The sequence below is a fragment of the Paraburkholderia sp. genome, from assembly GCF_036488795.1.
GTDB lineage: Bacteria > Pseudomonadota > Gammaproteobacteria > Burkholderiales > Burkholderiaceae > Paraburkholderia.
Genome location: NZ_DASXHA010000102.1, coordinates 69674 through 93459 on the forward strand (window position 1 = coordinate 69674; position 23786 = coordinate 93459).

The 23786-nt window shown below is 61.5% G+C and carries 22 protein-coding genes; 14 read left to right on the forward strand and 8 right to left on the reverse strand.

The window, feature by feature from the left end; all coding sequences use genetic code 11:
• Positions 1-17: 17 nt before the first annotated feature.
• The 11 genes from VGH41_RS14660 to VGH41_RS14710 all read left to right on the forward strand — a co-directional run bounded on the left by VGH41_RS14660 (position 18) and on the right by VGH41_RS14710 (position 12281).
• Positions 18-1160, forward strand: a complete 1143-nt coding sequence (locus VGH41_RS14660; protein ID WP_331598175.1) for a porin — start codon at positions 18-20, stop codon at positions 1158-1160.
• 233 nt (positions 1161-1393) lie between these two features.
• Positions 1394-2764: an amidase gene (locus VGH41_RS14665; protein ID WP_331598176.1), complete on the forward strand. Its 1371-nt coding sequence runs from the start codon at positions 1394-1396 to the stop codon at positions 2762-2764.
• Between the two features lie 136 nt (positions 2765-2900).
• Positions 2901-3779, forward strand: a complete 879-nt coding sequence (locus VGH41_RS14670; RefSeq protein ID WP_331598177.1) for a polysaccharide deacetylase — start codon at positions 2901-2903, stop codon at positions 3777-3779.
• Between the two features lie 24 nt (positions 3780-3803).
• Positions 3804-5141: an MFS transporter gene (locus VGH41_RS14675; protein WP_331598179.1), complete on the forward strand. Its 1338-nt coding sequence runs from the start codon at positions 3804-3806 to the stop codon at positions 5139-5141.
• 55 nt (positions 5142-5196) lie between these two features.
• Entirely contained in the window at positions 5197-5961 is a 765-nt protein-coding gene (locus VGH41_RS14680; RefSeq protein ID WP_331598180.1) for an SDR family NAD(P)-dependent oxidoreductase, read from the forward strand.
• A gap of 55 nt (positions 5962-6016) precedes the next feature.
• The gene (locus VGH41_RS14685) at positions 6017-6787 is read left to right on the forward strand and encodes an SDR family NAD(P)-dependent oxidoreductase (protein WP_331598181.1); all 771 of its coding nucleotides are present in this window, start codon (positions 6017-6019) and stop codon (positions 6785-6787) included.
• Between the two features lie 46 nt (positions 6788-6833).
• Positions 6834-7130, forward strand: coding sequence for a hypothetical protein (locus VGH41_RS14690; protein WP_331598182.1), 297 nt, complete (start codon positions 6834-6836; stop codon positions 7128-7130).
• Positions 7127-8221 (forward strand): GTP-binding protein, encoded by a 1095-nt coding sequence (locus tag VGH41_RS14695; RefSeq protein WP_331598183.1) that lies wholly within the window; start codon positions 7127-7129, stop codon positions 8219-8221. Before VGH41_RS14690 ends, VGH41_RS14695 begins: the two co-directional genes overlap by 4 nt.
• A 74-nt stretch (positions 8222-8295) precedes the next feature.
• Complete coding sequence (locus VGH41_RS14700; RefSeq protein WP_414696658.1) at positions 8296-9474, forward strand: ABC transporter substrate-binding protein; 1179 nt, start codon at positions 8296-8298, stop codon at positions 9472-9474.
• A 21-nt stretch (positions 9475-9495) separates the two neighbouring features.
• A complete protein-coding gene (locus VGH41_RS14705) occupies positions 9496-10545 on the forward strand; it encodes a GntR family transcriptional regulator (protein ID WP_331598184.1) in 1050 nt (349 codons plus the stop codon).
• A 164-nt stretch (positions 10546-10709) separates the two neighbouring features.
• Positions 10710-12281 carry a methyl-accepting chemotaxis protein gene (locus VGH41_RS14710; protein WP_331598185.1) on the forward strand — a complete coding sequence of 524 codons (1572 nt, stop codon included), beginning with the start codon at positions 10710-10712 and terminating at the stop codon, positions 12279-12281.
• 68 nt (positions 12282-12349) lie between these two features.
• Here VGH41_RS14710 and VGH41_RS14715 read toward each other — a convergent pair whose 3' ends face one another.
• The 3 genes from VGH41_RS14715 to VGH41_RS14725 all read right to left on the reverse strand — a co-directional run bounded on the left by VGH41_RS14715 (position 12350) and on the right by VGH41_RS14725 (position 15752).
• Entirely contained in the window at positions 12350-13039 is a 690-nt protein-coding gene (locus tag VGH41_RS14715) for a TetR/AcrR family transcriptional regulator (RefSeq protein ID WP_331598186.1), read from the reverse strand.
• Entirely contained in the window at positions 13036-14619 is a 1584-nt protein-coding gene (locus VGH41_RS14720; RefSeq protein ID WP_331598187.1) for an FAD-dependent monooxygenase, read from the reverse strand. The genes VGH41_RS14715 and VGH41_RS14720 overlap by 4 nt, the downstream gene beginning before the upstream one ends.
• A gap of 203 nt (positions 14620-14822) precedes the next feature.
• A complete protein-coding gene (locus VGH41_RS14725) occupies positions 14823-15752 on the reverse strand; it encodes a LysR family transcriptional regulator (protein ID WP_331598188.1) in 930 nt (309 codons plus the stop codon).
• 206 nt (positions 15753-15958) lie between these two features.
• On the opposite strand from VGH41_RS14725, the gene VGH41_RS14730 reads away from it, so the two are divergent.
• From VGH41_RS14730 to mmsB, 3 genes are all read left to right on the forward strand, one after another.
• Complete coding sequence (locus VGH41_RS14730) at positions 15959-17272, forward strand: MFS transporter (RefSeq protein ID WP_331598189.1); 1314 nt, start codon at positions 15959-15961, stop codon at positions 17270-17272.
• Between the two features lie 68 nt (positions 17273-17340).
• Entirely contained in the window at positions 17341-18867 is a 1527-nt protein-coding gene (locus VGH41_RS14735; RefSeq protein ID WP_331598190.1) for a CoA-acylating methylmalonate-semialdehyde dehydrogenase, read from the forward strand.
• Between the two features lie 35 nt (positions 18868-18902).
• Entirely contained in the window at positions 18903-19793 is an 891-nt protein-coding gene (gene mmsB / locus VGH41_RS14740) for a 3-hydroxyisobutyrate dehydrogenase (RefSeq protein WP_331598191.1), read from the forward strand.
• A 77-nt stretch (positions 19794-19870) separates the two neighbouring features.
• Here the strand turns inward: mmsB and VGH41_RS14745 are convergent, their stop codons facing one another.
• From VGH41_RS14745 to VGH41_RS14765, 5 genes are all read right to left on the reverse strand, one after another.
• Positions 19871-20632: an IclR family transcriptional regulator gene (locus VGH41_RS14745; RefSeq protein WP_331598193.1), complete on the reverse strand. Its 762-nt coding sequence runs from the start codon at positions 20630-20632 to the stop codon at positions 19871-19873.
• Between the two features lie 72 nt (positions 20633-20704).
• Entirely contained in the window at positions 20705-21457 is a 753-nt protein-coding gene (locus tag VGH41_RS14750) for an amino acid ABC transporter ATP-binding protein (protein ID WP_331598194.1), read from the reverse strand.
• Complete coding sequence (locus VGH41_RS14755; protein ID WP_331598195.1) at positions 21454-22104, reverse strand: amino acid ABC transporter permease; 651 nt, start codon at positions 22102-22104, stop codon at positions 21454-21456. Before VGH41_RS14755 ends, VGH41_RS14750 begins: the two co-directional genes overlap by 4 nt.
• A 13-nt stretch (positions 22105-22117) precedes the next feature.
• A complete protein-coding gene (locus VGH41_RS14760; RefSeq protein WP_331598196.1) occupies positions 22118-22843 on the reverse strand; it encodes an amino acid ABC transporter permease in 726 nt (241 codons plus the stop codon).
• A 29-nt stretch (positions 22844-22872) separates the two neighbouring features.
• On the reverse strand, positions 22873-23706 hold the full coding sequence (locus VGH41_RS14765; protein WP_331598197.1) for a transporter substrate-binding domain-containing protein: 834 nt from the start codon (positions 23704-23706) through the stop codon (positions 22873-22875).
• Between the last annotated feature and the right edge of the window lie 80 nt (positions 23707-23786).

Consider the following 23786-nt stretch of genomic DNA (forward strand, 5'->3'; position numbering starts at 1 on the left):
CAGACTTCGGGGAAACAATGAAAAAAACGCTAGTCATTGCAGCATGCGCGGCGGGATACGCATGCGGGGCGCAAGCACAATCGAGCGTGACGCTCTACGGTTTGATCGACGCCGGACTTGCCTATACGAACAATGTGAAAGGCAGTTCGCTGTGGGCGGCAGGCAGCGGCAATGTGACCGGAAGCCATTGGGGTTTTCTCGGTCGCGAAGACCTCGGCGGCGGCACGAAGGCCGTTTTCCAGCTTGAGAACGGCTTTAGTGTGACGAACGGCTCACTGCGCCAGGGCGGTCGCCTGTTCGGTTATCAGGCGTTTGCGGGGCTGTCGAACAACAGCCTTGGCACGGTGACGTTCGGCCGTCAGTACGACTCCGTGGTGGATTACCTCGCGCCGCTCAGCTTCACGGGAGTGCATCCGGGCGGCAATAATCTCTCCGCGCATCCGTTCGACAACGACAACCTGAACAACTCGTTTCGCGTGAACAACTCGGTGAAGTTCTCCAGTACTAACTATTCTGGGTTTCGCTTCGGCGCGCTATACGGCTTCTCGAATGAAGCGGGCGGCTTCGACGATAACCGTCTCTATAGCTTCGGCGCATCGTATAACACCGGGTCTCTGAGCCTCGGCGCGGGCTATCTGCAGGCAAACAACGGCGGCAGCAACAACAACACCGACGGTGCGCTGACCTTGACCGACCGCAGCTTTATCGCCGCCCAGCAACGCACGTATGGCGCGGGTGCCAATTACCTGCTCGGCGCAGCGCGCTTTGGCTTCGTATGGACGCGCACGCAACTGGGCGGCCTCGCTACGATCAACGGTGCGAACAGCCTCGGACTCGCGGAGAACGGCCAGGGGGCGAGCTTCGACAACTACGAAGTCAACGCGAGCTATGCGCTTACGCATGCGCTGAGTCTGACCGGTGAATACACGTTCACCAAGGGGACGCTTTCAACGGCGAGCGGCGAGCATGGTCCGAAGTGGCATGAGGTGTCGGTGCAGGCTGATTACTTCCTGTCGAAGCGCACGGACATCTACCTGCAGGCGAGCTATCAGCGCATCAGTGCTGACGGCTCGGGTCTGACTGCTGATGTGAGCGGCCAAAGCATGTCGTCCGGCGACCAGCAGGTGGTGGTGGGAGCAGGAATGCGTCACCGGTTCTGATTGCCGGACAGTGCAGATCGAGCAGGCATGTCGCGTCGTGCAGGGGGCCGTTTCGTCGGAAGCGGCCCCTTTGTTTTTGTCGGTCGGTTTGCCTTCCGCAGGTGTTGCAGCCTCGATATACCGTCATGCCCGTGAAAACCCTGGTATCCAGCTTATTTTGATCCTCGTTTAATGAAAACGTATCTTGTCGACGAAATCCATTTAAGCGAATCCTGATCAGCGAGGTTATCCGGATGTCCGGAACATTTGTCACCGCCGCGGCGCTCGCGCGCAGCTATGCAGAGGGTCAGGCCGACCCGGTTTCGGCCGTTCGCGGCGCATTGGAGCGTGCGGAACAGGTGCCGCACGCGTTCATTTCGCTGACGCCCGAGCGCGCCTTGCAAGAGGCGCGGGCTTCGGCGCAGCGTTGGCAGGCGGGCCGTCCGCTGAGCCCGCTGGATGGCGTGCCGGTTGCATGGAAGGACCTGTTCGATGTGGCCGGCACCGTGACGACGGCGGGTTCTGCGGTGTTTGCGGCGCACGCGGCCGCGGCGCAGGACGCGCCGCTCGTCGCAGCCGGCGCCCGTGCGGGGATGATATGCATCGGCAAGACCAATCTCAGCGAGTTCGCCTATTCCGGGCTGGGACTGAATCCGCATTTCGGCACGCCGACCAATCCAGCGGTGGCCGCAGGCACTCGCGTGCCGGGCGGCTCGTCGTCCGGTGCGGCGATTGCGGTGGCGTGCGGTGTGGTGCCGATCGCCATCGGCACCGATACCGGCGGCTCGATCCGCATCCCTTCCGCTTTCAACGGTCTGGTGGGCTATCGCCCCAGCACGTCGCGCTATTCGCGCGAGGGCGTGGTCGGCTTGTCCGAGACGCTCGACACCTTGGGACCGCTGACGCACAGCGTCGCGGACTGCCTCGCGTTCGACGCGATTGTGCGTCCGCGGGCGGCGGTTGCGCCGCTGTCAGGCCCAGTGAAACTCGCGGGTCTGCGCTTTGTCGTCGATCCGTCGTTGTTCGAACGTTATGCAGTGACGAAGGCGGTGGCCGCGAACCTGGTGCAATTCGTTTCACAACTCGAGCAAGCGGGTGCCACGATCGAAACGCGCGCGCTTGCCACGCTTGCCGCAGTGGCCAAAACCATTCGCGAGGACGGCTGGATCGGCGCGCTCGAAGCGTTTGCGTTGCATCGGGCGTTGCTCGATTCGCCGGACGCGGCGCGTATCGACGCACGGGTTCGCACGCGTCTGGAGGCGAGCCGTGCGATTCCGCCCGGCCGGCGCGAGATGCTGCTGGCGCGGCGCAAGGAACTGATTGCTTCGTTTTCCGAAGAATTGGCGGGTGCCTCGCTGATCGCACCGACCGCCGCTTTTGGCGCGCCGGAACTGGCAGCTGTCGCAGCGGATCCGGAACTGTTCGCACGTGTGAATCTCCAGACGCTGGCGTTGACGATGCCCGGCAGCTTCCTCGACACGCCGGCGTTCGCGATGCCATCGGGATTCGACACCGACGGTCTGCCCACCAGCGTGCAGATCATGCGCCCGCAGGGTGACGACGACGCGCTATTCGAGGTCGTGACGGCGATCGCGGGCGTGGCAAAACAGGCGCACGTGCTTTAGCCGGCACGCTTTTGTAGTTTCCGGGAAAGATTCGAAACCGGCGCATGCCTCCATGCGCCGGATGGATGCGCACGTCCGTGCAGCCAGCCGCGTCAGGCGGCGCAGTTAATCATCGTAAGAGCAAGGAGAGGAAAAGATGGCCAAGGAAATTCTGATTGCATTTGGTATCGACGTCGACGCGGTGGCCGGCTGGCTCGGCTCATACGGCGGCGAAGACTCGCCGGACGATATTTCACGCGGTCTGTTCGCCGGTGAAGTCGGCTCCATGCGTCTGCTGAAACTGTTCGAGCGCGAAAAGATCAAGACCACCTGGTTCATCCCCGGTCATTCGGTCGAGACCTTCCCCGCACAGATGAAAGCGGTCGCCGACGCGGGGCACGAAATCGGCATTCATGGTTACAGCCACGAAAATCCGATTGCGATGACTGCCGAGCAGGAAGAAGCCGTGCTCGACCGCAGCATCGAACTCGTGACGGCGCTGTCGGGCCGGCGGCCGACTGGATATGTCGCACCGTGGTGGGAGTTCAGCAACGTAACGAACGAACTGCTCGTCAAGAAGGGCATCAAGTACGACCACAGCCTGATGCACAACGACTTCCATCCGTATTACGTGCGGGTGGGCGATGCGTGGACCAGGATCGACTACAGCAAACATCCGGATGCGTGGATGAAGCCGCTGGTGCGCGGCGAGGAAACGCAACTCGTCGAAGTGCCGGCGAACTGGTACCTCGACGATCTGCCGCCCATGATGTTCATCAAGAAATCGCCCAATAGTCATGGCTTTGTGAACCCGCGCGATATCGAGCAGATGTGGCGCGACCAGTTCGACTGGGTCTATCGCGAGCACGACTACGCGGTGTTCCCGATCACGATTCACCCGGACGTGTCGGGCCGCCCGCAGGTGCTGTTGATGCTGGAACGCCTGATCGCCCATTTCCGCACTCACGAAGGCGTGCGCTTCTGCACGTGCGACGAGATCGCCGACGACTTTCTGGCGCGTAGTCCGCGCAAATAACAACCTCGCTCCAAGGAGAGCACGATGAAAGAGAACCCGCTAAGCGCGGCTGGCTTCAAGCTTGAGAAGATCCTGCCGTCTGACGTCAAGCGCGCGACGATCGTCGCATTTTTTGCCTGGGTGTTTGCCGTCTACGACTTCATTCTGTTCGGCACGCTATTGCCGGAAATCGGCAAGCACTACGGTTGGGACGCGGCATCGCAAGCTGAAATCGCCACGCTGGTGGCGATCGGCACGGCGGTGATTGCCTTCGGCATTGGACCGTTGCTCGATCGCGCCGGGCGCAAAGCGGGTTTGCTATGGACCGTCGCGGGCGCCGCGCTTTGTTCCGGCTTGACGGTGGTGGGTGGCGCGATGGGACGCGTGCCGCTGATCCTGATCCGCTCGTTGTCCGGCCTCGGCTACGCGGAAGAAACGGTGAATGCGACCTATCTGAACGAACTGTATTCGGCGGCGAACGATCCCAGGCTGAATCGCAACAAGGGCTTTATCTATAGCCTCGTGCAAGGCGGCTGGCCGATCGGCGCGCTGATCGCATCGGGACTGACGGCGTTGCTGTTGCCGCGCATCGGCTGGCAAGGCTGCTTTATCTTCGCGACGTTTCCGGCCATTGTGATTTTCTTCATGACACGGCGTCTGAAGGAAAGTCCGCAATTCATGCTGCACAAGCGCATCAAGCAACTGCGCGAAGCGGGCCACGAACACGACGCGCGCTCGCTGGCGAGCGAACATGCAGTGGATTACGAAGCGCATAGCCGCGCCGGTCTACGTGAAGCGTTTCGCGGCGATGCGCTGCGCGCGACGCTCGTGTTGGGTGGCGGCATTCTGCTGAACTGGTCGGCGATTCAGGTGTTCAGCGTGCTGGGCACGACCGTGCTGACGCGGGTGCACAACGTGTCGTTCGAAAACTCACTGCTGATTCTGGTGTTGTCGAACGTGATCGGTTATTGCGGTTATCTGAGCCACGGCTGGATCGGCGACAAGATCGGCCGGCGCAATACGCTCGCCATCGGCTGGATGCTTGGCGGTCTCGCGTTCGGCGCAATGTTGCTGGGACCGAGCAGTGCCGGCGTCGTAGTCGCGTTGTATAGCCTGGGCCTGTTCTTCCTGATTGGACCGTACTCCGCAGCGCTGTTCTTTATCGGCGAAAGCTATCCGACTTCGATTCGCGGCACCGGTAGTTCGATCGTCCACGCAATGGGTCCGATCGGCGCGATTCTCGCGGGCGTTGGCGTGACGTCGATGCTCAACAGCGGCGTCGACTGGATGCATGCGGCAATCTGGTTCGGCGCGGTGCCGTGCTTCCTGTCGGGCGTGCTGATCTTCTTCGCGAAGCATGTGCACCCGGAAGGCGTCAAGTGATCTCAGGGGCGACGCGGCCGCGTTTGAACCTCAACTTCGCATCGGAGCGATTCAAGTGAAAGAAGCACCTGTAGCCATCATTACCGGCGCCGCAAGCGGCATTGGCCAGGCCCTTGCCGTTGCCTATGCGGAGATCGGCGTGACTGTCGTGGGCGGATACTTTCCCGGTGATCCGCACGATCCGGCCGTCACTGAGCAGTTGGTGCGCGAGGCCGGCGGCACGTGCGCCATGCAGGCGGTCGACGTGACCTCGGCAGAGCAGACCGAAGCGTTCGCGCGCACGGCGGTCGAGCGTTTCGGACGGCTCGACTACGCAATTGCCAACGCGGGTCTGCTGCGTCAGGCGCCGCTCACCGAAATGCGCGACGAGCAATGGTTCGAGATGCTCGATGTGGATCTGTCCGGGGTCATGCGGACCTTTCGCGCGGCTGCACGGCACATTGCAGCGGACGGTGCGATGGTTGCGGTTTCATCCATTGCCGGCGGTGTCTACGGTTGGGAGCAGCACGCGCACTATTCGGCCGCCAAGGCGGGCGTGCCTGGATTGTGTCGCGCCGTGGCGATGGAACTGGCACCGCGTGGCGTGCGTTGCAACGCGGTCATTCCCGGCCTGATCGAGACACCGCAATCACTCGACGCCGTCAATTCGCTCGGGCCGGAAGGCCTGCGCGAGGCTGCACGCAGCATCCCGTTGCAGCGGGTAGGGCGGCCACGCGAAATCGCCACGCTAATCCGCTTTTTAACGAGCCGCGACGCGTCTTACATCACCGGTCAGACCATCATCGCAGACGGCGGCCTGACCGTGCGCTGGCCAGGCTAGACGCCGTGTCGAGATTGCCAGGCATGGCTTATCAATCAGGATGGAACCTTGTCACATGACAACAGCTCAACGTAACACGTTTTCTCTCGAAGGCCGCCGCGCGGTGGTGACGGGCGCGGCCAGCGGGATTGGCGCAGCGATTGCGAAGGCTTATGCCGAGGCGGGCGCGCGTCTGGTGCTGGCCGACCGCGATATGGAACGTCTCGAACGCCAGGCGGAGGCCTGCCGTGCTCCAGGCGCGACGGTTGAAACGGTGAAAGCGGACGTCGGCGAGGAAGCGGACGCGAACCGGATTGTCGAGCGCTGTCTCAGCGCGTTTGGCGGTATCGACATTCTGGTCAACAACGCGGGCATGCTGACCCAGGCGCGCTGCACCGAGTTGACCACGGCCATGTGGGACGACATGATGCGCGTGGACCTGCGCAGCGTCTTCCTGTGTACACGGCGTGCGTTGCCTGCGATGATCGGGCAGAAATGGGGGCGGGTGATCAATGTCGCGTCGCAACTGGGCATCAAGGGCGGCGCGGAGTTGTGCCACTACTCGGCAGCGAAGGCGGGCGTGATCGGCTTTACCAAATCGCTCGCGCTCGAAGTTGCGCCGGACAACGTGCTCGTCAACGCAATCGCGCCGGGGCCGATCGAAACGCCGCTCGTCGACGGTATCAGTGCGGCGTGGAAACAGGCAAAATCCGCTGAATTGCCGCTGCGGCGTTTTGGGCGGCCAGAGGAGGTGGCGCCGGTGGCATTGCTGCTCGCGTCCGACCCGGGCGGTAACCTGTTTGTCGGTCAGACGCTCGGGCCGAACTCGGGCGACGTAATGCCCTGACTTTCACGCGTAACGTGGGAGTCGAAAGTAACAAGGAGCGTGATGTATGTGCGGAATGTGCGGCCTGCTGGGCGGCGGCAATCACTGGTCCAATACGACGGCGCCGGTCAAGGGCGCGAACGCGCGGCGTCAACGTCTCATTCAGGCCGCGCTGGCTAACCGTGTGCTCGCGCAGTTCCGGCTCAAACTCGACGATTTTCACGGGCAGTCGTTTGTCCTCAGTTCGCCGACTGGCGCCAGTGAGCTCGTCGGCGACTTCGCGCAGGTGTGGCGCGTCGCGGAGAAAATGCTGGGACGTCCGCTCGATCCGTTGACGTTGTTCGATACGCAGGATGCGCCATGAGCCTGAGCGACGACATCTTGCCGGTGACGCTGGTAACAGGCTTTCTCGGCAGCGGCAAATCGACTTTGCTAGCCGATGTCCTGCACGGTGAAGCCGCGCAAACCACAGCCGTGCTCGTCAATGAGTTCGGCGCTGTCGGCCTCGATCATCTACTGGTGGGTGAGGTCAACGCGCAAACGGTGCTACTGGACAACGGCTGCGTGTGCTGTTCGATTCGCGGCGAGTTGCGCGATGCGCTCGCGACTCTGTTTTCTCAGCGTTCGCGCGGCGAGTTGCCGCCGTTTTCGCGCGTCGTGATCGAGACGACCGGATTGGCGACACCAGCGCCGATCATTGCCACATTGCTTGCCGATCCCGTGGTGCGCAATCACTACGCGTTGAACGCGACCATCACCGTGGTCGACGCGGTCAACGCCATGTCGCAGTCCGCACGGCATCCGGAGTGGCTCGCGCAGGTCGCCGCCGCGGACCGCTTGTTGATCAGCAAGGCGGACCTCGCGGATGAAGCGGGCGTGGCCGCTTTGGCGGATCGCCTCGCCATGCTCAATCCGGCAGCCAGCGTGATCGTGCGTGATCGCGAGGATTCGGCAGGTCTGCTGGATCGGCTGTTCGCATCGGCCAGTACGCATGATCTGATGCGCAGGCTCGGCAACGCGACCGAGGGCTTGAGCAGGTCCGTCGCGCCGCCGTCGGCGCACGGCGGCGACGATGACCGTTACCGCCCGTGGTCCAATGCAGCCAGGAGTCCGCTTACCCACCGCAGCGCCACGCAGCCCGACATCAACGCGTTCTGCATCCAGATCGACGAACCGCTCGACTGGCAGGTGTTCACACTGTGGTTCACCATGCTGCTCAATCGCCACGGTGATAAGATTTTGCGCGTCAAGGGCCTGCTGTGTATTGAAGGTTCGAATCAGCCGGCCGTGTTGCACGCCGTCCAGCATCTCGTGCATCCGGTGTTGCATCTCGACGCCTGGCCCGATGGCAAGATGCACTCGCGCCTCGTGTTCATCACCGAAGGGCTCGCAAGCGAGCGTGTCGAAGCGTCGTATATGCGGTTCCGTCAACATCTCGAAGAAGCCGTTCATTGAACCCAGTCCGTTCGAAAACTCGTGATTCCCAGGTGGCGGGCGCAAGCGTTGCCTCAGCACCGCTCGCGCCCGCCGTGCATTCCGGCAAGGTCGAACTGCGCGTGTTGGGCACGACCGTCACGCTGCAGGAACATTTGCGCAAGCGGGCCGAACAGGACCTGGGTATCAAGCTGCGCTTCATCGTCGACGACGGTTTCGCCGTGCAGCGTCAAGGCGTCATGCATCCGGAAAGCTACGAGCTTTACGATCAGTGGTTTCATAGCATTGACTGCCTGTGGCCCGCGCGTGCGCTGCAGCCCATTGAAACGGCGCGGATTCGCCGCTGGGATGAAATCAACTCGCTGCCGCGCACAGGCCGCCTCGCGCGGCACGCCTGCGCGAGCGCAGGCAGCGTGCCGGTGGACCGGCTCTTCGTGCAGGCAGACGGCTCGCTCGCGCGCAAACCGACTGCGCGCCTGAGCATGCTGCCGCTCACCCACAACGCGGACAGCTTCGTTTATCTGGAGGATGCCGTGCCGCCCGCGCTCGTCGCACAGGGTGAAAGCTGGGCCTGGCTGCTCGCGCCGGAGATGGCCGGGCGCGCCGCGTTGCAGGCTGACGCGGCCATCGGCGCCATCGACGCCGCGCTGGCTGTCGAAGCGAGCGGCCTGATGCAGTTCGCGGATATCGGCAATCTGACCATCGAGGAGATCGACGGTCTGATTGCCACGCTGATCGAGTTCAAGCGGCGCGGCCATTTCGCGGGGTTCTGGTCGAGTTTCGCGGAAGCCGCGCAATTGATGATCGCCGGCAAGGTCGCGATTCAAAGTATCTGGTCGCCCGCCACCGTCGAACTGGAACGCGCAGGGCTGCGTTTCAGGCTTGCCAGTCCGAAGGAGGGCTATCGTGCGTGGTTCGGCGGCATGTCGTTGTCGCGTGTCGCGCATGGCCGTGTGCTGGACGCCGCCTATGATTATCTGAACTGGTGGCTGGAGGGTTGGGCGGGGGCGTCGATGGCGCGCCAGGGCTTCTACATCGCGAACCCGGAGCGCTCGCGCGACTATCTGGACCCTGCCGAATGGGCTTACTGGTACGATGGCAAACCCGCTTCGGCCGAACTGCCCGGACCTACCAGCAAGCATCTGGTCGCGGCAGGCCAGCAGCGCGACGGCGGCAGTTATGTCGCGCGGATGGGGCACATCGCGGTATGGGACTCCGTGATGGACGAGCACAACTACCTGGTGCGTCGCTGGAACGAATTCATGCGGGCCTGACGACGCTGTGAAAACCTGACGATGACAAGACGCGCACGCGCTGCGGGTTCACCGCCGCTTTCGACACACGCCGAAGCCGGTGTTGAAGCGGACACACGCTTACGGTATCGCCTGATTCACGATCAGTTGAAGAGCGCGATCGCCCTTGGCCGTGTGGCGCCCGGACTCGTGCTGCTCGAGGGGCCAGTGGCGCGCATCTTCGGCACGAGCCGCGTGCCGGTGCGCAAGGCGTTCGAAATGCTGCACGCGGGCGGCCTGCTGCATACCTTCGAAGGGCGCGGCTACCTGGTGGCGCATGCCGACGGCAGCGTGCCCGAACCGCTTCGTGTGCCGTTGTCCGAAGCCGCGCTTGGCTTTGACGAAGCACCCGCTCCGCTCGAATTGCCGTCGAATAGCGAACGTATCTATCACGCGCTGGAAGCCGCGGTGTCGATCGGCATTGCATTCGGCCATTTCCGCATCGACGAGTCGAGCGCCGCCGAAGCATTCGGCGTGAGCCGCGGCACCGTGCGCGAAGCGCTCAGCCGCTTGCGCGATCTCGGCCTCGTCGAAAAATCGGCCTATTCGCATTGGCTTGCCGGACCCCTGACCGCACGCGCGGTGGCGCAGGACTATGAATTGCGTCTGTTGCTCGAGCCGGCCGCGCTACGCGCGAGCCAGCCCCATCTCAAGCGGGACATGCTGGCCGCAGCGCTGGCCGATCTCGACCGTGCGATCCGTGAACCGGATCTGATCGATGCCGACGCATTGCAGCAGCTCGAGACCACCTTGCACGTCGATTGCCTGCGACATGCGCCGAATCGCAAGCTGCTGGAGATGATCGAGCACGCGCATATGCCGCTCACGGTGAATCATGCGTTTTTCAACGCGTTCAATCTGCATCCCGAGCCCGCTACCTTGTCGGAGCATCGTGCGGTGCTGGTGCATCTGCTGGCGGCCGACATGGATGCCGCCGCCGCTGCGCTCGAGACGCATCTGCGTGCCGCTCACAAACGCACGTTGCAGCGCCTGAAGGTGCTGGCGGTCTTGCCCGAACCGGATCTGCCGAAATACATGCAGCGAATCGCGTGATTTGCGGACTCACCCTCAAGTTCGGCAAACGTTTGCCGAAATAGCGGCTAGGCAACTGTTTCGTGCGGCCGGACCTCACCCTATGAGGATCGCGGTTTGACTATAAAAAAGGTAAACGGCAGTTGTCCGGGGTTGCCTTTACCGACCTTTGAGCGATGAAATAGATGAAGCAACTGACCTTGAATCAGAAGTTATGGAGCATCCTGGCCCTGCTCTGGATTGGTGTTGCTGTACTCGTGGTCACGAGCGCCCTGACGAGCCGCTCAGCGATGTTCAAAGACCGTAAGGAAATGCTGTCCCAACAGATGGACACGGCGCTCGGGCTGATTTCCCACTACCAGAAGAAAGCGGCAGACCATACGCTTTCCGTCGAAGACGCCAAACATCAGGCAATCGAACAGTTGCGCGGGATCCGTTACGGCGCAGACCGCAGCGGTTATTTCGCCATTTACGATTCTTCGGTGACGGCGCTTCTCGTGCCGGTCAGTCCTTCACTGGAGTCAAAAAACCAGTCGGAACTGGTCGATTCCAACGGCACGCATATCGCGGTCGAAATCGTCAAAAGTTCGTCGGCGGGCGGCGCTCATTACAGTCAATACATTTGGCCCAAAACCCCGCACGGGGTGCCGGTCGGCAAGATCACCTATAGCAGCTTCGTTCCGGACTGGGACTGGCACGTGTTCACCGGCGCTTATGTGGACGACATCAACGGCGCATTCTATGCGGTGCTATTGCGCAATCTGCTATTCGCCACGGTCATTCTCGCCGCGCTGACCGCGGCCATGCTTTTGCTGATCCGCAATATCCGCACGACGCTGGGCGGCGAGCCCGAGTATGCAAAGGAGCTGTGCCAGCGCATTGCCGAAGGCGACCTGAGCGCGACTGTGCAGCTCAAGCATGGTGACAGGAGCAGCCTGCTGGCGGCCATGCATCAGATGCAGCAGCATTTGACTGAAATCGTCGGGCAGATTCAGAAGGGCGCGGATTCGATTGCCATTGGCGCCAAGCAGATTGCCGCAGGCAACGCCGATTTGTCGCAACGGACTGAAGAGCAGGCGTCGGCCTTGGCTGAGTCGGCATCGTCGATGGATCAGTTGACGGCGACCGTCAAGCTGAACGCCGAAAATGCGATGCAAGCGAGCCAGCTTGCAGTGACCGCCTCGGGCACCGTCGACGACGGCGGCAAGGTGGTCGGTCAAGTGGTTCAGACCATTCTTTCGATTGCCGATAGCTCGAAGAAAATCGAGCAGATCATCAGCGTGATCGAAAGCATCGCATTCCAGACGAATATTCTCGCGCTGAATGCAGCCGTCGAAGCGGCACGCGCCGGCGAGCAAGGCCGTGGTTTCGCGGTGGTAGCGGCCGAAGTCCGCACCCTTGCGCAACGTTCTGCGAGCGCGGCAAAAGAGATCAAGCAACTGATCGACGCCTCGGTGGCCAACGTGTCCCAAGGCGAGTCGCTGGCGGGCGAAGCGCAGCAGTCGATGCAGGCCATCCTCACCTCGGTGCGGCGCGTGACCGACATCATGGGCGAGATCTCGGCGGCTTCGAGCGAGCAAAGCACGGGCATTGGCCATGTCGGTGTGGCGATCGGACAAATGGATATGGTCACGCAACAGAACGCTGCATTGGTCGAGCAGGCCGCGGCGGCCGCCAGTTCGCTTGAATCGCAAGCGGCCGAATTGAAGAAGTCCGTTTCGACATTCAGGCTGGAGGCGGCTTCGATGAGGTTTTGAGGGCCGGCTGCGCGGAGACGGGTGTGACTTCGATCTCCGCGAATGTGGTCCTTCATCCCACACGGCGCCTAGCGGGGCGCGTGCACTTGCGCCTTGCCGGAAGACGTCAACGCCCCGTTTAAAAACAGCTCAAGCGCCTTGTTGAATGCCGCGCGCGGGGTCAAGCCCGTACGCGCAAGCAGTGCTGGGTCGTGCAGGCCGCCAGCAACGATCACCCAGTACTCGATCAGGAATGACACGTCCACATCAGCGCGAACCAGCTTCTGTTGTACGCCTAGTTTCAACACGCGGGTCAGCATCAACGGAATATTGCGGGCCTTGATCGCGTTGATTTCAGCGTACAACTGCGGCGCAAAACGTTGCAGATCTTCGAGGATCTCGGGTCTCAAACTGCCAATGTGTTCGCCGACGATCCGTAACGTGCCATCCAGTTTTTCCCTGAAGTCACCGGGGGCGTCGAGCAGTTCGCCGACTTGCCTGCGGATGGTCGCGCCGGTAGCCGCAAAGATCGCGGCAACCATCTCATCCTTCGACGCAAAGTGGACGTAGAGCGTTTTCTTGCTCATGCCGAGCACGGCGGTCAGGCCGTCCATGGTCAGTCCGCTGTAGCCGTCGCGCAGCAGTACCTCGCGGGCAGCTGCGAGAACACGGCCGGCGGCGCTGTCGTCGAAATCGACCTGAGGCAGTGCGAGGGGCGCGTGTGATGCCGTGCCCGCCTTCGCAGTGCGTGACTGGTCCGCTGTGGCGCGTTTCGTCATGCGGCTTGCCTCGGTGCTACGAGCCGCTCGAGATAGGTTGCAAGCGCGGTCGTGTCGTTGTCTGCGCCGCGCGCCGCCACCACCTGATCCGGCCGGATCAGTACCCATCCCGAGTTGTCGATCCGATAGCGCGTGCGGACTTCACCGTCCGGATCGTGCAGCGGATTCACGGTGACGATGTTTAGACCGTCGGCAAAGCGTGTGATGAGCGAATCGAGCGCGGGCGACGCCTCACTGGAGCAGAAGCGCAACAACGTATGCCGGGTACCATCCAGAAGCGGCCACAAGGTGCGCGCGTTGCCGGATGCCGGATCGACGATCTTGATGTCGAGCGCGCGTGTGCCAACATCGCCACGCCTGGCATGACGCGGCTTCCCGCCAAGCTCGACCAACGCGCCATCCCGATAGGTGATTTCCGTTTCGGATAAATCGAGCTGAAGCTTCTTTTGCACAGCGGGGAGGTGACCTGCCACGGTGACCGCGAAATCGCGCAGCAGGCGCGCCACGGAACTATTGGCCATAGAGACATGAAGCTTTTGCGCGGCCGCCGCCACCATCTCGCGAGCAACGGGCCGGCGTTCGGCTTCGTAGCTCGAAAGCAGTAACTCGGGGTCACCCCGTCCTGTGATTGCGCGGGCCAGTTTCCAGCCGAGATTGAGCGCGTCCTGGACGCCGGTGTTCATGCCCTGGCCGCCTGCGGGACTATGAATGTGCGCGGCGTCGCCGGCGAGAAAGACACGGCCGACGCGGTAGCGTGCGGCAAGACGTTCATTGGTTGCAAACGCAGCAAGCCAGCCCGGATCGTGAAGGCGCGCGCCAGCCGGCCCATGCTGGTCCATCTTGCGCTGCAATTCTTCGAGGGTAGGCGTGGCGTCGCCCTCGCTCGCCGGGCGCTCGGCAAGAATGCGCCACACTCCGTCTTCGAATGGAAACAGCGCCACGGTGCCGCCGTCGTGCCACCAGATATGAATGCTATGACGATCCAGCTCAGCACCGCTGATGCGGACGTCTCCGAGGAGAAAAGTTTGCGGCTCGGTATAGCCTTCGAATTCGATATCCAGCGCATGACGCACGGCGCTTCGCGCGCCGTCCGCGCCGACCAGATAACGGAAGGTCGCCTGTTCGGTATGACCGTCCGCATGGCGCAAGCTTGCCGTGACACCGGATGCATCCTGCGAGAGTGCCGCCAGCTCCACACCGCGCTCGACTGTCGCGCCGCTTTCAGCGAGCGCGTTACCGAGGATCGCTTCGGTGCGCGACTGCGGCAAAAGCAGGGGCTGCGGATAGGGACTGTCGATGCCGTCGCCGAACGGAAGATGGGCCAATACGCGATTGCCGTCACCGAACGTCAGCGATTTGAGCGGCACACCGGCCGCCTGAAATTGATCGACGATGCCGAACGGCGCCAGGCCTTCGAGGCTGCCGCTCCATACGGCCAGCGCCTTCGACAGGTTGGCAGGCGCCGCCGCGCGGTCGATGATGCGCAAGTTCACGCCGTAGCGTTGCAGCATGAGTGCAAGCGTGAGTCCAGTGGGTCCGGCGCCTACGATCAGAACAGGGGGTGTTGAATCCAGCTTCATGAATGCCTCGCGTACCAGAGTGGAAAAAGGGTCTGGCGGGCGATCGCGTCGTTTTGATTGATGAGCTATTCGGAAGGCTGCCAGGGAGGCGACGAGGTTCCGGTCGCCGTTCCATGGAAACTATTTTCGTCATTTTAGTTTCCTGAGTCAACCACCCATGTGTCAATCCCTTTGCAGCAGATGGAATCCGGCGCGAGCGCGCTTTATGCCTCCACGTACTGCATATGTGCAGCTTCCCCCATCAGCAGCGGCTTGTTCTGATCCGCTGCCGCGCGCAGATAGTCCCATAGCGAAGTGATGCGTCGCAGTTTGCGAAGATCTTCGCGACAGCACAACCAGAAATGCCGCGTCACCATGATTTCGTCCGGCAGGATTGGAATCAGCGAAGGATTCGATGCGGCCATGAAGCACGGCAGAATCGCAAGCGCGTTGCCTTGCAGCGCGGCGAAATATTGTGCGATCACGCTGGTGCTGCACAGGTTCGCCGTCGCATTGGGAACCTCGCGGTCCAGATAGAGCAGTTCGTGGCTAAAGGCCAGATCCGCGACGTAGCTGATAAAGGCATGGTCGCGCAGGTCGGCAACCGTTTTCACGGCCTCATGACGTTCCAGATAATCACGCGTGCCGTACAGCTTGAGCCGGTAGTCGCATAGTTTCGTGTAGACGTATTGGCCCCGCTCGGGCCGCTCCAGCATGATGGCGAGATCCGCTTCGCGTTTGGACAGGCTGACGAAATGCGGCACGGGTAGCAGATCGATTGAAATGTCCGGATGCTTGCGGGTAAAACGCGCGAGTTGGGGCGCGAGAAAAAAGCAGCCAAAGCCTTCGGTAGAGCCCACCCGCACGTGTCCCGATAGCGAATGGGCGCCCCCTGTGAATTGTTCGGCAGCGGATTGCACGGTGGTTTCGACTGCATCGGCATACGCGAGCAGGCGCTGTCCATCCGCCGTCAACACGAAGCCATCGGCGCGCGACTTGTCGAACAGCACCGTGCCGAGCGCGGTTTCCAGTTCTCTCACGCGGCGTGCGACGGTGGTGTGGTCCACCCCTAAACGTTTGGCCGCGCCGCTCGCACGTTGGGTGCGTGCTACTTCCAGAAAGTAGCGAAGGTCGTCCCAGTTCACGCTTTGCATCCTGTCTCCGGTCGCATGCAAGCCGCTGCGTGACGCAACAGGGCCGCTGCTTGTGTTTTTTTGCATATCAGATGGGCTTTTTCATCTATATGCCGTGGATATTCGAATAACTATACTCGGTTGCAAGCCGCTGGAACAACCACGGTTCAGGTCGCCCGCGTCACCCGCGCGGCACGCCGCCCACAAAAAGTACCGGAGACACCAGGATGCAGATGCAATCGACCCCTGACGGGGCGGCAGTTGCCGCGCCGCTTCCCAGGCGTGCCAGGGATTACCTGATCGCGGGGTGGGCCAGCATGGCCGGCACCACGATCGAATGGTATGACTTCTTCCTGTACGGCACCGCTGCCGCGCTCGTGTTCAACAAGATCTTCTTTCCCACGCTCGATCCCGTTCTCGGGACGCTCGCTGCATTCGCGACCTATGGCGTGGGCTTCATCGGACGCCCAATGGGCGGGATTGTGTTCGGGCACTTCGGCGATCGCATCGGCCGCAAGTCGATGCTTCTCGTCACGCTATTGCTGATGGGCATTCCGAGCATGGTGATCGGCCTGATTCCGTCGTATCAAAGCATTGGCTATTGGGCCGCCACCTTGCTCGTTGCAATGCGCTTCCTGCAGGGGATGGCCGTTGGCGGCGAATGGGGCGGCGCGGTGTTGATGGCGGTCGAGCATGCACCGCCTGGACGTAAAGGCTTTTTCGGCAGTCTGCCGCAGACCGGCGTGGGCTTCGGACTGATCCTTTCTTCGCTGGTAATGGCCGCCGTCACGGCATTGCCCGAGGCCGATCTGCTCGCGTGGGGATGGCGCGTTCCGTTCCTCGCCAGCATCGTGCTGGTGATTGTCGGCTGGGTGATCCGCGTGCGTGTGCCGGAGTCGCCGGACTTCGAACGCGTGAAGGCGCACGGTGCACCCGTCAAGGCGCCGATCCTCGATGCCATGCGGCGTCATCCGCGAGAACTCCTGATCATTATCGGCGCACGCACGGCGGAGAACACGTGGTTCTATCTGGTGGTGGCGTTTGCGCTCGCGTATGCGGCCAACCAGTTGAAGATTCCCAAGGCGGCCATTCTGCATGCGATTACCGCGGGTGCCGCGTTGTCGCTCTTCACGATGCCGTTTTGCGGCTACCTGAGCGATCGCATCGGCCAGCGGCGTCTGTTTCTGATTGGCCTCGTCATCATGTGCCTGTTTGCCGCCCCGTTCTTCGCGATGCTCGGCACGCGCAATCCGCTCACGGTGTGGTGGGCCATGGTGTTGGGCGTGGGTGTGGTGTTTCCCATCCTGTATGCACCGGAATCGCAACTGTTCGCCTCGCAGTTTCCTGCGGAGATTCGCTATAGCGGGATCTCGTTGTCAGTGCAGATTGCCGGCGTGCTCGGCGGCGGCGTCGCGCCGATGATCGCGACCGCGTTGCTCGCAACCGGCGGTGGTCATCCGCACTACGTGGTCGCTTATATGGTTGCCCTCGGCATCCTCGCTGTGTTCTGCACGTTATTGATGCGCTCGCGCAGCGACTAACCCGCTGTATCACCTTTGTGTCCGGCATGAGGCCGGACTGAATTTGAACCAAACCACGAGAGTCAAACATGAATGCTGTCATCCAGCCGTCCAATGCGGGCGTAGCTACGGTCAAGCTGTTGATCAACGGTGAATTCGTCGAATCGGGCACGAAGGAATGGCGCGATATCGTCAATCCGGCCACTCAGGAAGTACTCGCACGCGTGCCGTTTGCGACAGCCGAAGAAGTGGATGCCGCAATCCGCTCTGCCCACGCCGCATTCGCCACATGGAAGCACACGCCGATCGGCGCGCGCATGCGCATCATGCTGAAGTATCAGGCGCTGATTCGCGAGCATATGCCGCGCATTGCCAGGACGCTGTCCGCCGAGCAAGGCAAAACGCTCCCGGATGCCGAAGGCGATATCTTCCGGGGTCTGGAAGTGGTCGAGCATGCATGTTCAATCGGCACCTTGCAGCAAGGCGAATTTGCCGAGAACGTTGCAGGCAGCGTGGACACCTATACGCTGCGTCAACCGATTGGTGTGTGCGCCGGTATCACGCCGTTCAACTTCCCCGCCATGATTCCGCTGTGGATGTTCCCGATGGCGATTGTGTGCGGCAACACCTTCGTGCTCAAGCCGTCGGAGCAGGATCCGCTGTCCACCATGCAACTGGTCGAACTGGCGATTGAAGCAGGTGTACCGAAAGGCGTGCTGAACGTGGTGCACGGCGGCAAGGAAGTCGTAGATGCGCTGTGCACGCATGAACTGGTCAAGGCCGTTTCGTTCGTCGGCTCCACAGCGGTGGGCACCCATGTCTACCGTCTCGGCAGTGAACACGGCAAGCGCGTGCAATCGATGATGGGCGCGAAGAATCACGCCGTCGTGCTGCCCGATGCAAACCGCGAGCAAACCTTGAACGCACTGGCAGGCGCCGGTTTTGGCGCGGCGGGCCAGCGCTGCATGGCGACATCGGTCGTCGTGCTGGTGGGTGCATCACAGCAATGGCTGCCGGATCTGGTCGCGAAAGCGAAGACGCTCAAGGTGAACGCAGGCAATCAGGCCGGCACGGATATCGGACCGGTTGTGTCGCGTGCCGCGAAGCAGCGCGTACTGGGCCTGATCGAAACGGGTGTGAAAGAAGGTGCGACGCTCGCGCTTGACGGACGCGACATCAAGGTCCAGGGTTATGAGCAAGGCAATTTCATCGGACCGACGATTTTCACTGATGTCACAACGGAAATGGAAATCTATCGCACCGAAATCTTTGGGCCGGTGCTGGTGGTGATCAGCGTGCCGACGCTTGATGATGCGATCGAACTCGTCAACCGCAATCCGTTCGGCAACGGCGTTGGACTCTTTACGCAAAGCGGTGCGGCGGCGCGCAAGTTCCAGAGCGAGATCGACGTGGGGCAGGTGGGCATCAACATTCCAATTCCGGTGCCGGTGCCGTTCTTCAGCTTTACCGGTTCGCGTGGCTCGAAGCTCGGCGATCTCGGTCCTTATGGCAAGCAGGTCGTGCAGTTCTATACGCAGACCAAAACTGTTACCGCACGCTGGTTCGACGACGCGACCGTGAACGACGGCGTCAACACCACGATCAGCCTGCGTTGAGCGGCGCGCATGAAAAACGAAGTGGAGACGCAATCATGAAAATTGGCTTTATCGGACTAGGCAATATGGGTGCGCCGATGGCGCACAACCTGCTCAAAGCCGGCCACGCGGTGAATGTGTTCGATCTGAATGCACAGGCCGTTCAGGCGCTGGTGGATGCAGGCGCGAAAGCGGCCGGTTCGCCGAAGGCTGCGGTGACGGACGTCGAGTGCGTCATCACCATGTTGCCCGCAGCGGCGCATGTGCGCAGCGTGTTGACCGCGGACGACGGTGTGTTAGCGGGCATTGCCAAAGGCGTGACCATCATCGATTCGAGCACCATCGACCCGGCGAGCGTCAAGGCACTCGCCGAACTGGCCGCGCAGCACGGCAACAGATTCGTCGACGCGCCGGTCTCCGGCGGTACGGGCGGCGCGGCGGCGGGCACACTGACGTTTATGGTGGGCGGCAGCGCGGCCGCGTTCGAACAGGTCAAACCGGTGCTCGGCGCGATGGGCAAGAACATCGTCCATTGCGGAGACACGGGCACGGGGCAGGTGGCGAAGATCTGCAACAACCTGGTGCTCGGCATTACGATGGCAGGCGTGGCGGAAGCGATGTCGTTAGGCGCGGCGCTCGGCATCGACCCGAAGGTGTTGGGCGGCATCATCAATACCTCAACGGGGCGATGCTGGAGTTCCGATACCTATAACCCGTTCCCGGGCGTGATAGAGACCGCGCCGTCGTCGCGCGGCTATACCGGCGGCTTTGGCACGGATCTGATGCTGAAGGATCTCGGTCTCGCCACCGATGCGGCGAAATCCGCGCGTCAGCCGGTCTATCTCGGTGCGCTTGCGCAGCAGTTGTATCAGAGCTTGAGCGCGAAAGGCGCGGGGCGTCTGGATTTTTCCGCAGTGATCAAGTTGTATCAGGCTGATGGCGTGTAGCCCACGCTTCATGGAGAAGGCGCACCCGTAGCAGGGTGCGCCTTCTCCGACTCGCGGTATTGCCAGCAGGCCGGTACTCACAACCGTGCATAAGGCTGCGATAAACCCTTGGCCGACCGGATCAGATCTTCCAGCATTTTTTCGCGCTTTTCCGGCGCGGTATCGCGACTCGTCATGAAGCAAAGTGCGGCTACTGCCAGACCTGTCCGGTCACGAATGGGCGCGGCCATGCAGTATCGAAATGTGTGCGAGAGACCTTCGGTGCAACAGTAACCCTGTTCAGCCGCCTGTTCGACGTCGCGCAGAAAGTCATCAAATTCGACACGTCTGCCATTGTCCAGAACAAAGTCGTCAGCCGGGATCAGCGCGCGAATTTCGTTGGGGCGCAGGTGAGCGAGCAACAGGCGGCCGCTAGCGGTCCATGGAATCGGCACCTTCACACCAATATCGGAGCTGATATTGAAGGGCCGTGAGCTGTTTTCCGAAAGCACTACTGTGTATTTGTTGCCTTCGAGCATGCACAGTTGGGCGGTCTCGTCGTGAGTGCGAACCAGGGCGAGAATGGCCTGATGCGCGCGACTGATCAGGTCGTTATGGACCGCGTAGTCGGCGCCGTAGTAATGCATCTCGCGGCCGAAAAATACATTGCCGTCCGCTGAGGTTTCGAGCCATCCGGCGTCTGCGAGGATGGTGACGAGTTCGTAGATGCTCGAGCGCGGCGCGCCGGTCGCTTCGATCAGCTCGCGCATGGTCATGGGACGTCGCGCGATGTGCAACTGCCTGAAAATGCTGACGACCCGATCAACTCCTCTGGCCCTTGAGGATTCTGGTGCGGACATGCGTTCAACTCCGTCGGCGAAGTGTCGCCGTTTATTTCTTGTTGGTGGCGAGCCTGGCAGGCAGGAACGACCTCAATGGTCGAGCACCCTATGCAGGAACTGCCGGGTGCGCTCGTTTTGCGGATTCACGAAGATCTGCTCGGGTGCACCCTGTTCGGCGATCACGCCTTTGTCCATGAACACCACGCGATCGGCTGTCTTGCGCGCGAAGCCCATTTCGTGCGTCACGACCACCATGGTCATGCCATCGCGCGCGAGACCGCGCATCACCTCGGTCACTTCGCCGACCAGTTCCGGGTCAAGGGCAGAGGTTGCCTCGTCGAAGAACATGATGCCGGGCTCGACCGCCAGCGCTCGCGCGATGGCCACACGTTGCTGCTGGCCGCCTGAAAGCTGGCTCGGATAGTGGTCCGCGCGATCCGCGAGACCCACGCGTTCCAATGCGACCATGCCGCGCTTGCGGGCATCCGCGGGGCTCATCTTGCGAGCCTTGATCAGCGCAAGCGTCACGTTGCCGAGCGCGGTTTTATGTGGAAACAGATTGAATTGCTGAAACACCATACCGACATGGCCACGGATTTCCTTCGCCCGACGCGCGTCGTGCAACGGCACTTCATTGACCCAGACTTCGCCTGAGTCGGCTGTTTCAAGACCGCTCATGATGCGCAGCACCGTGCTCTTGCCCGAGCCCGACGCGCCGATCAACACGAGCACTTCGCCTGGTTTCACATCAAGGTTGATCTCCTTCAGGACCTGCGTGGCACCGAAGGACTTGGAGACGCCGTTCAGGTTGATGATGGACTTCGACAGGATGGCAGTGCTCATGACAACAGACTCCTTCTACGATCATGGTGCCGCACCCACTGCGACAGCGGGAAACACACAATGAAATACAGCACGGCGACGAGGCCATAGATTTCTACCGGTTTGCCTACCCGGTCGACAATGGCCTGCCCCCCATGCATCAATTCAGACATGCCGATCATGCTGACGATGGACGTGTCCTTGATCAGCGACAGATACTGGCCAATGAGCGGCGGCAAGACAATCTTGCCGGTCTGCGGAAGCACGACGGAAAAGAACGCCTGCGTCTTGCTCAGGCCGAGAATCTGCGACACTTCCCACTGCCCTTTCGGCACGGCTTCAATGCCGGAGCGGAACACCTCGGCGATATACGCGCCCTGGTAGACACTCAGGCCGACCACGCCCGCCGCGAAAACATCGATTGCGTAGCCGAAGTACGACACGCCGAAGTAGATAAACATCAGCGTAATCAGCACGGGTGTGCCGCGAAACAGTTCTGTATAGAGCCTCGCGATGCGCGCCGTGCCCCATGGTCCGAAGGAGCGCAACACGGCGGCGAGCAAGCCGATCAGCGTGCCGCCGACGATCGAAGCGACGGACAAAAGCAAGGTCGCGATCAATCCCTGCAGCAGGATCGCGAGACTGGTGGTGAGCAATTCACTTGACATGTTCGATCTCCGCCTAAAGCATTCGCGTGCGGTCAGCCTGCCGGGCGATGAACCATGCACGGCGCGTGCGTTTCTTCAGGACGAGTGGCGGATGAAACACGCGCACGCCGATTTGACCCGCCACCCACGACAGAAGGTTGCTCAACACCAGATAGGCGATCAACGTGATCGTGAAAGTCTGAATATAGAGCAGCGTGCGTGCGTTGATGACGGTCGCCGTGCCGCTCAACTCGGGCAACGCGATGGCCGACAGGAGCGACGTGCCGAGCAGAAGCTGAATCAGGTTATTGACGATGGCCGGATACACGGCGCGCGCCGCTTGCGGCAGCACGACTTCCATGAAGATCTGCCGGCGCCCGAGGCCGAGGATCGATGCAGCTTCGAGCTGGCCGCGCGGCACGGACTGGATGCCCGCGCGGAACACCTCGGCAAGATAGGCGCCCACGTTCACGCCTAGCGCGATGACTCCGGCCGTATAGGCGTTCAACGTGATGCCCAGCGACGGCAACCCGAAGAACACGATGAAGATCTGCAACAGCACCGGCGTGTTGCGGATGGCTTCGATATACACGCTCGCCGCGGTTCGCAGCACTCGCGAACGCGATGCGCTCGCGAGTGCGGTGATCAGGCCGAGCAGCATTGCAAGAACGAAGGCCAGCAGCGTGATCTGCAGCGTCAGCCACGCCGCGTGGACGAAATCGCTCCAGTAACCCGCAAGGGTCAGCCATTCATAGCTCATGGTTCCTCCGTCGTACACCTGACCCGGATTCAATACTGCGGATTCAGCGGGAAGCGCGGGTCGGCACCAAACCACTTCTTGTAGAGCTGTGCGTTCTGCTTCGACGCATTCACCTGGAACAGGAACAGGTTCAGATAGTTGAGCCACACCTGATCGCCTGCTTTAACGCCAAACGCGTTGTATTCGAGCGGCACCAGTGCTTCGTTGGTGACGGTCAGATCCGGGTCGAGCGTGGCCTGATAAGCGAGGAAGTTGTTGTCTTCGATCATCGCGTCCGCCTGGCCTTGCTTGACGGCAAGAATTGCCGCCTCGGAGCTGTCGAATTCCTGAATCTTCACCTGCATGTTCAGCGAGCGCACCTCGTCGCCGTTGGTGGAACCCTTGACGGTCGCAATGGTGCGGTTCGACATGTCGTTGATCGACTTGATGCCGCTGCTCTTCTTCACGAGCAGCGCTTCGCTTGCCACCACGTACGGACTCGTGAACGCGATTTCCTTGGCACGTTCCAGGTTGCGGGTGAAGTTACAGAACACCACGTCGACCTTGCTGGTCTGAAGATTCGGAATCCGGTTGGCACTGGTTGTATTTACAACTTCGAGCTTCACGCCCATCTGCCTCGCCAGTTCCCTGGCGAGGTCGACGTCGTAGCCATCAGGTTGACCGTCTTTGTTATAGAAGCCAAAGGGGGCAAAAGTCAGGCAATCGCCGACCCGCAAGGTGCCACGCTGCAGGACCTGCTTGAGTGTGGAATCGGCCACGCCGCCTTGTTCGGGCGAGGCGACTTTGGTGCAAGCGGCAAGCATCAACAGAGCGGCCACAGCAAACAGGGCGGCGACTCGTGTGCTCTCTTTGACAAATCTCATGTTGGTTCCCGGTCGGAAGTGAGAAGTCGGCATTCGGACGGAAACGGCAGGGGACAAGACCCGCGCGCTGCGATTCCGTC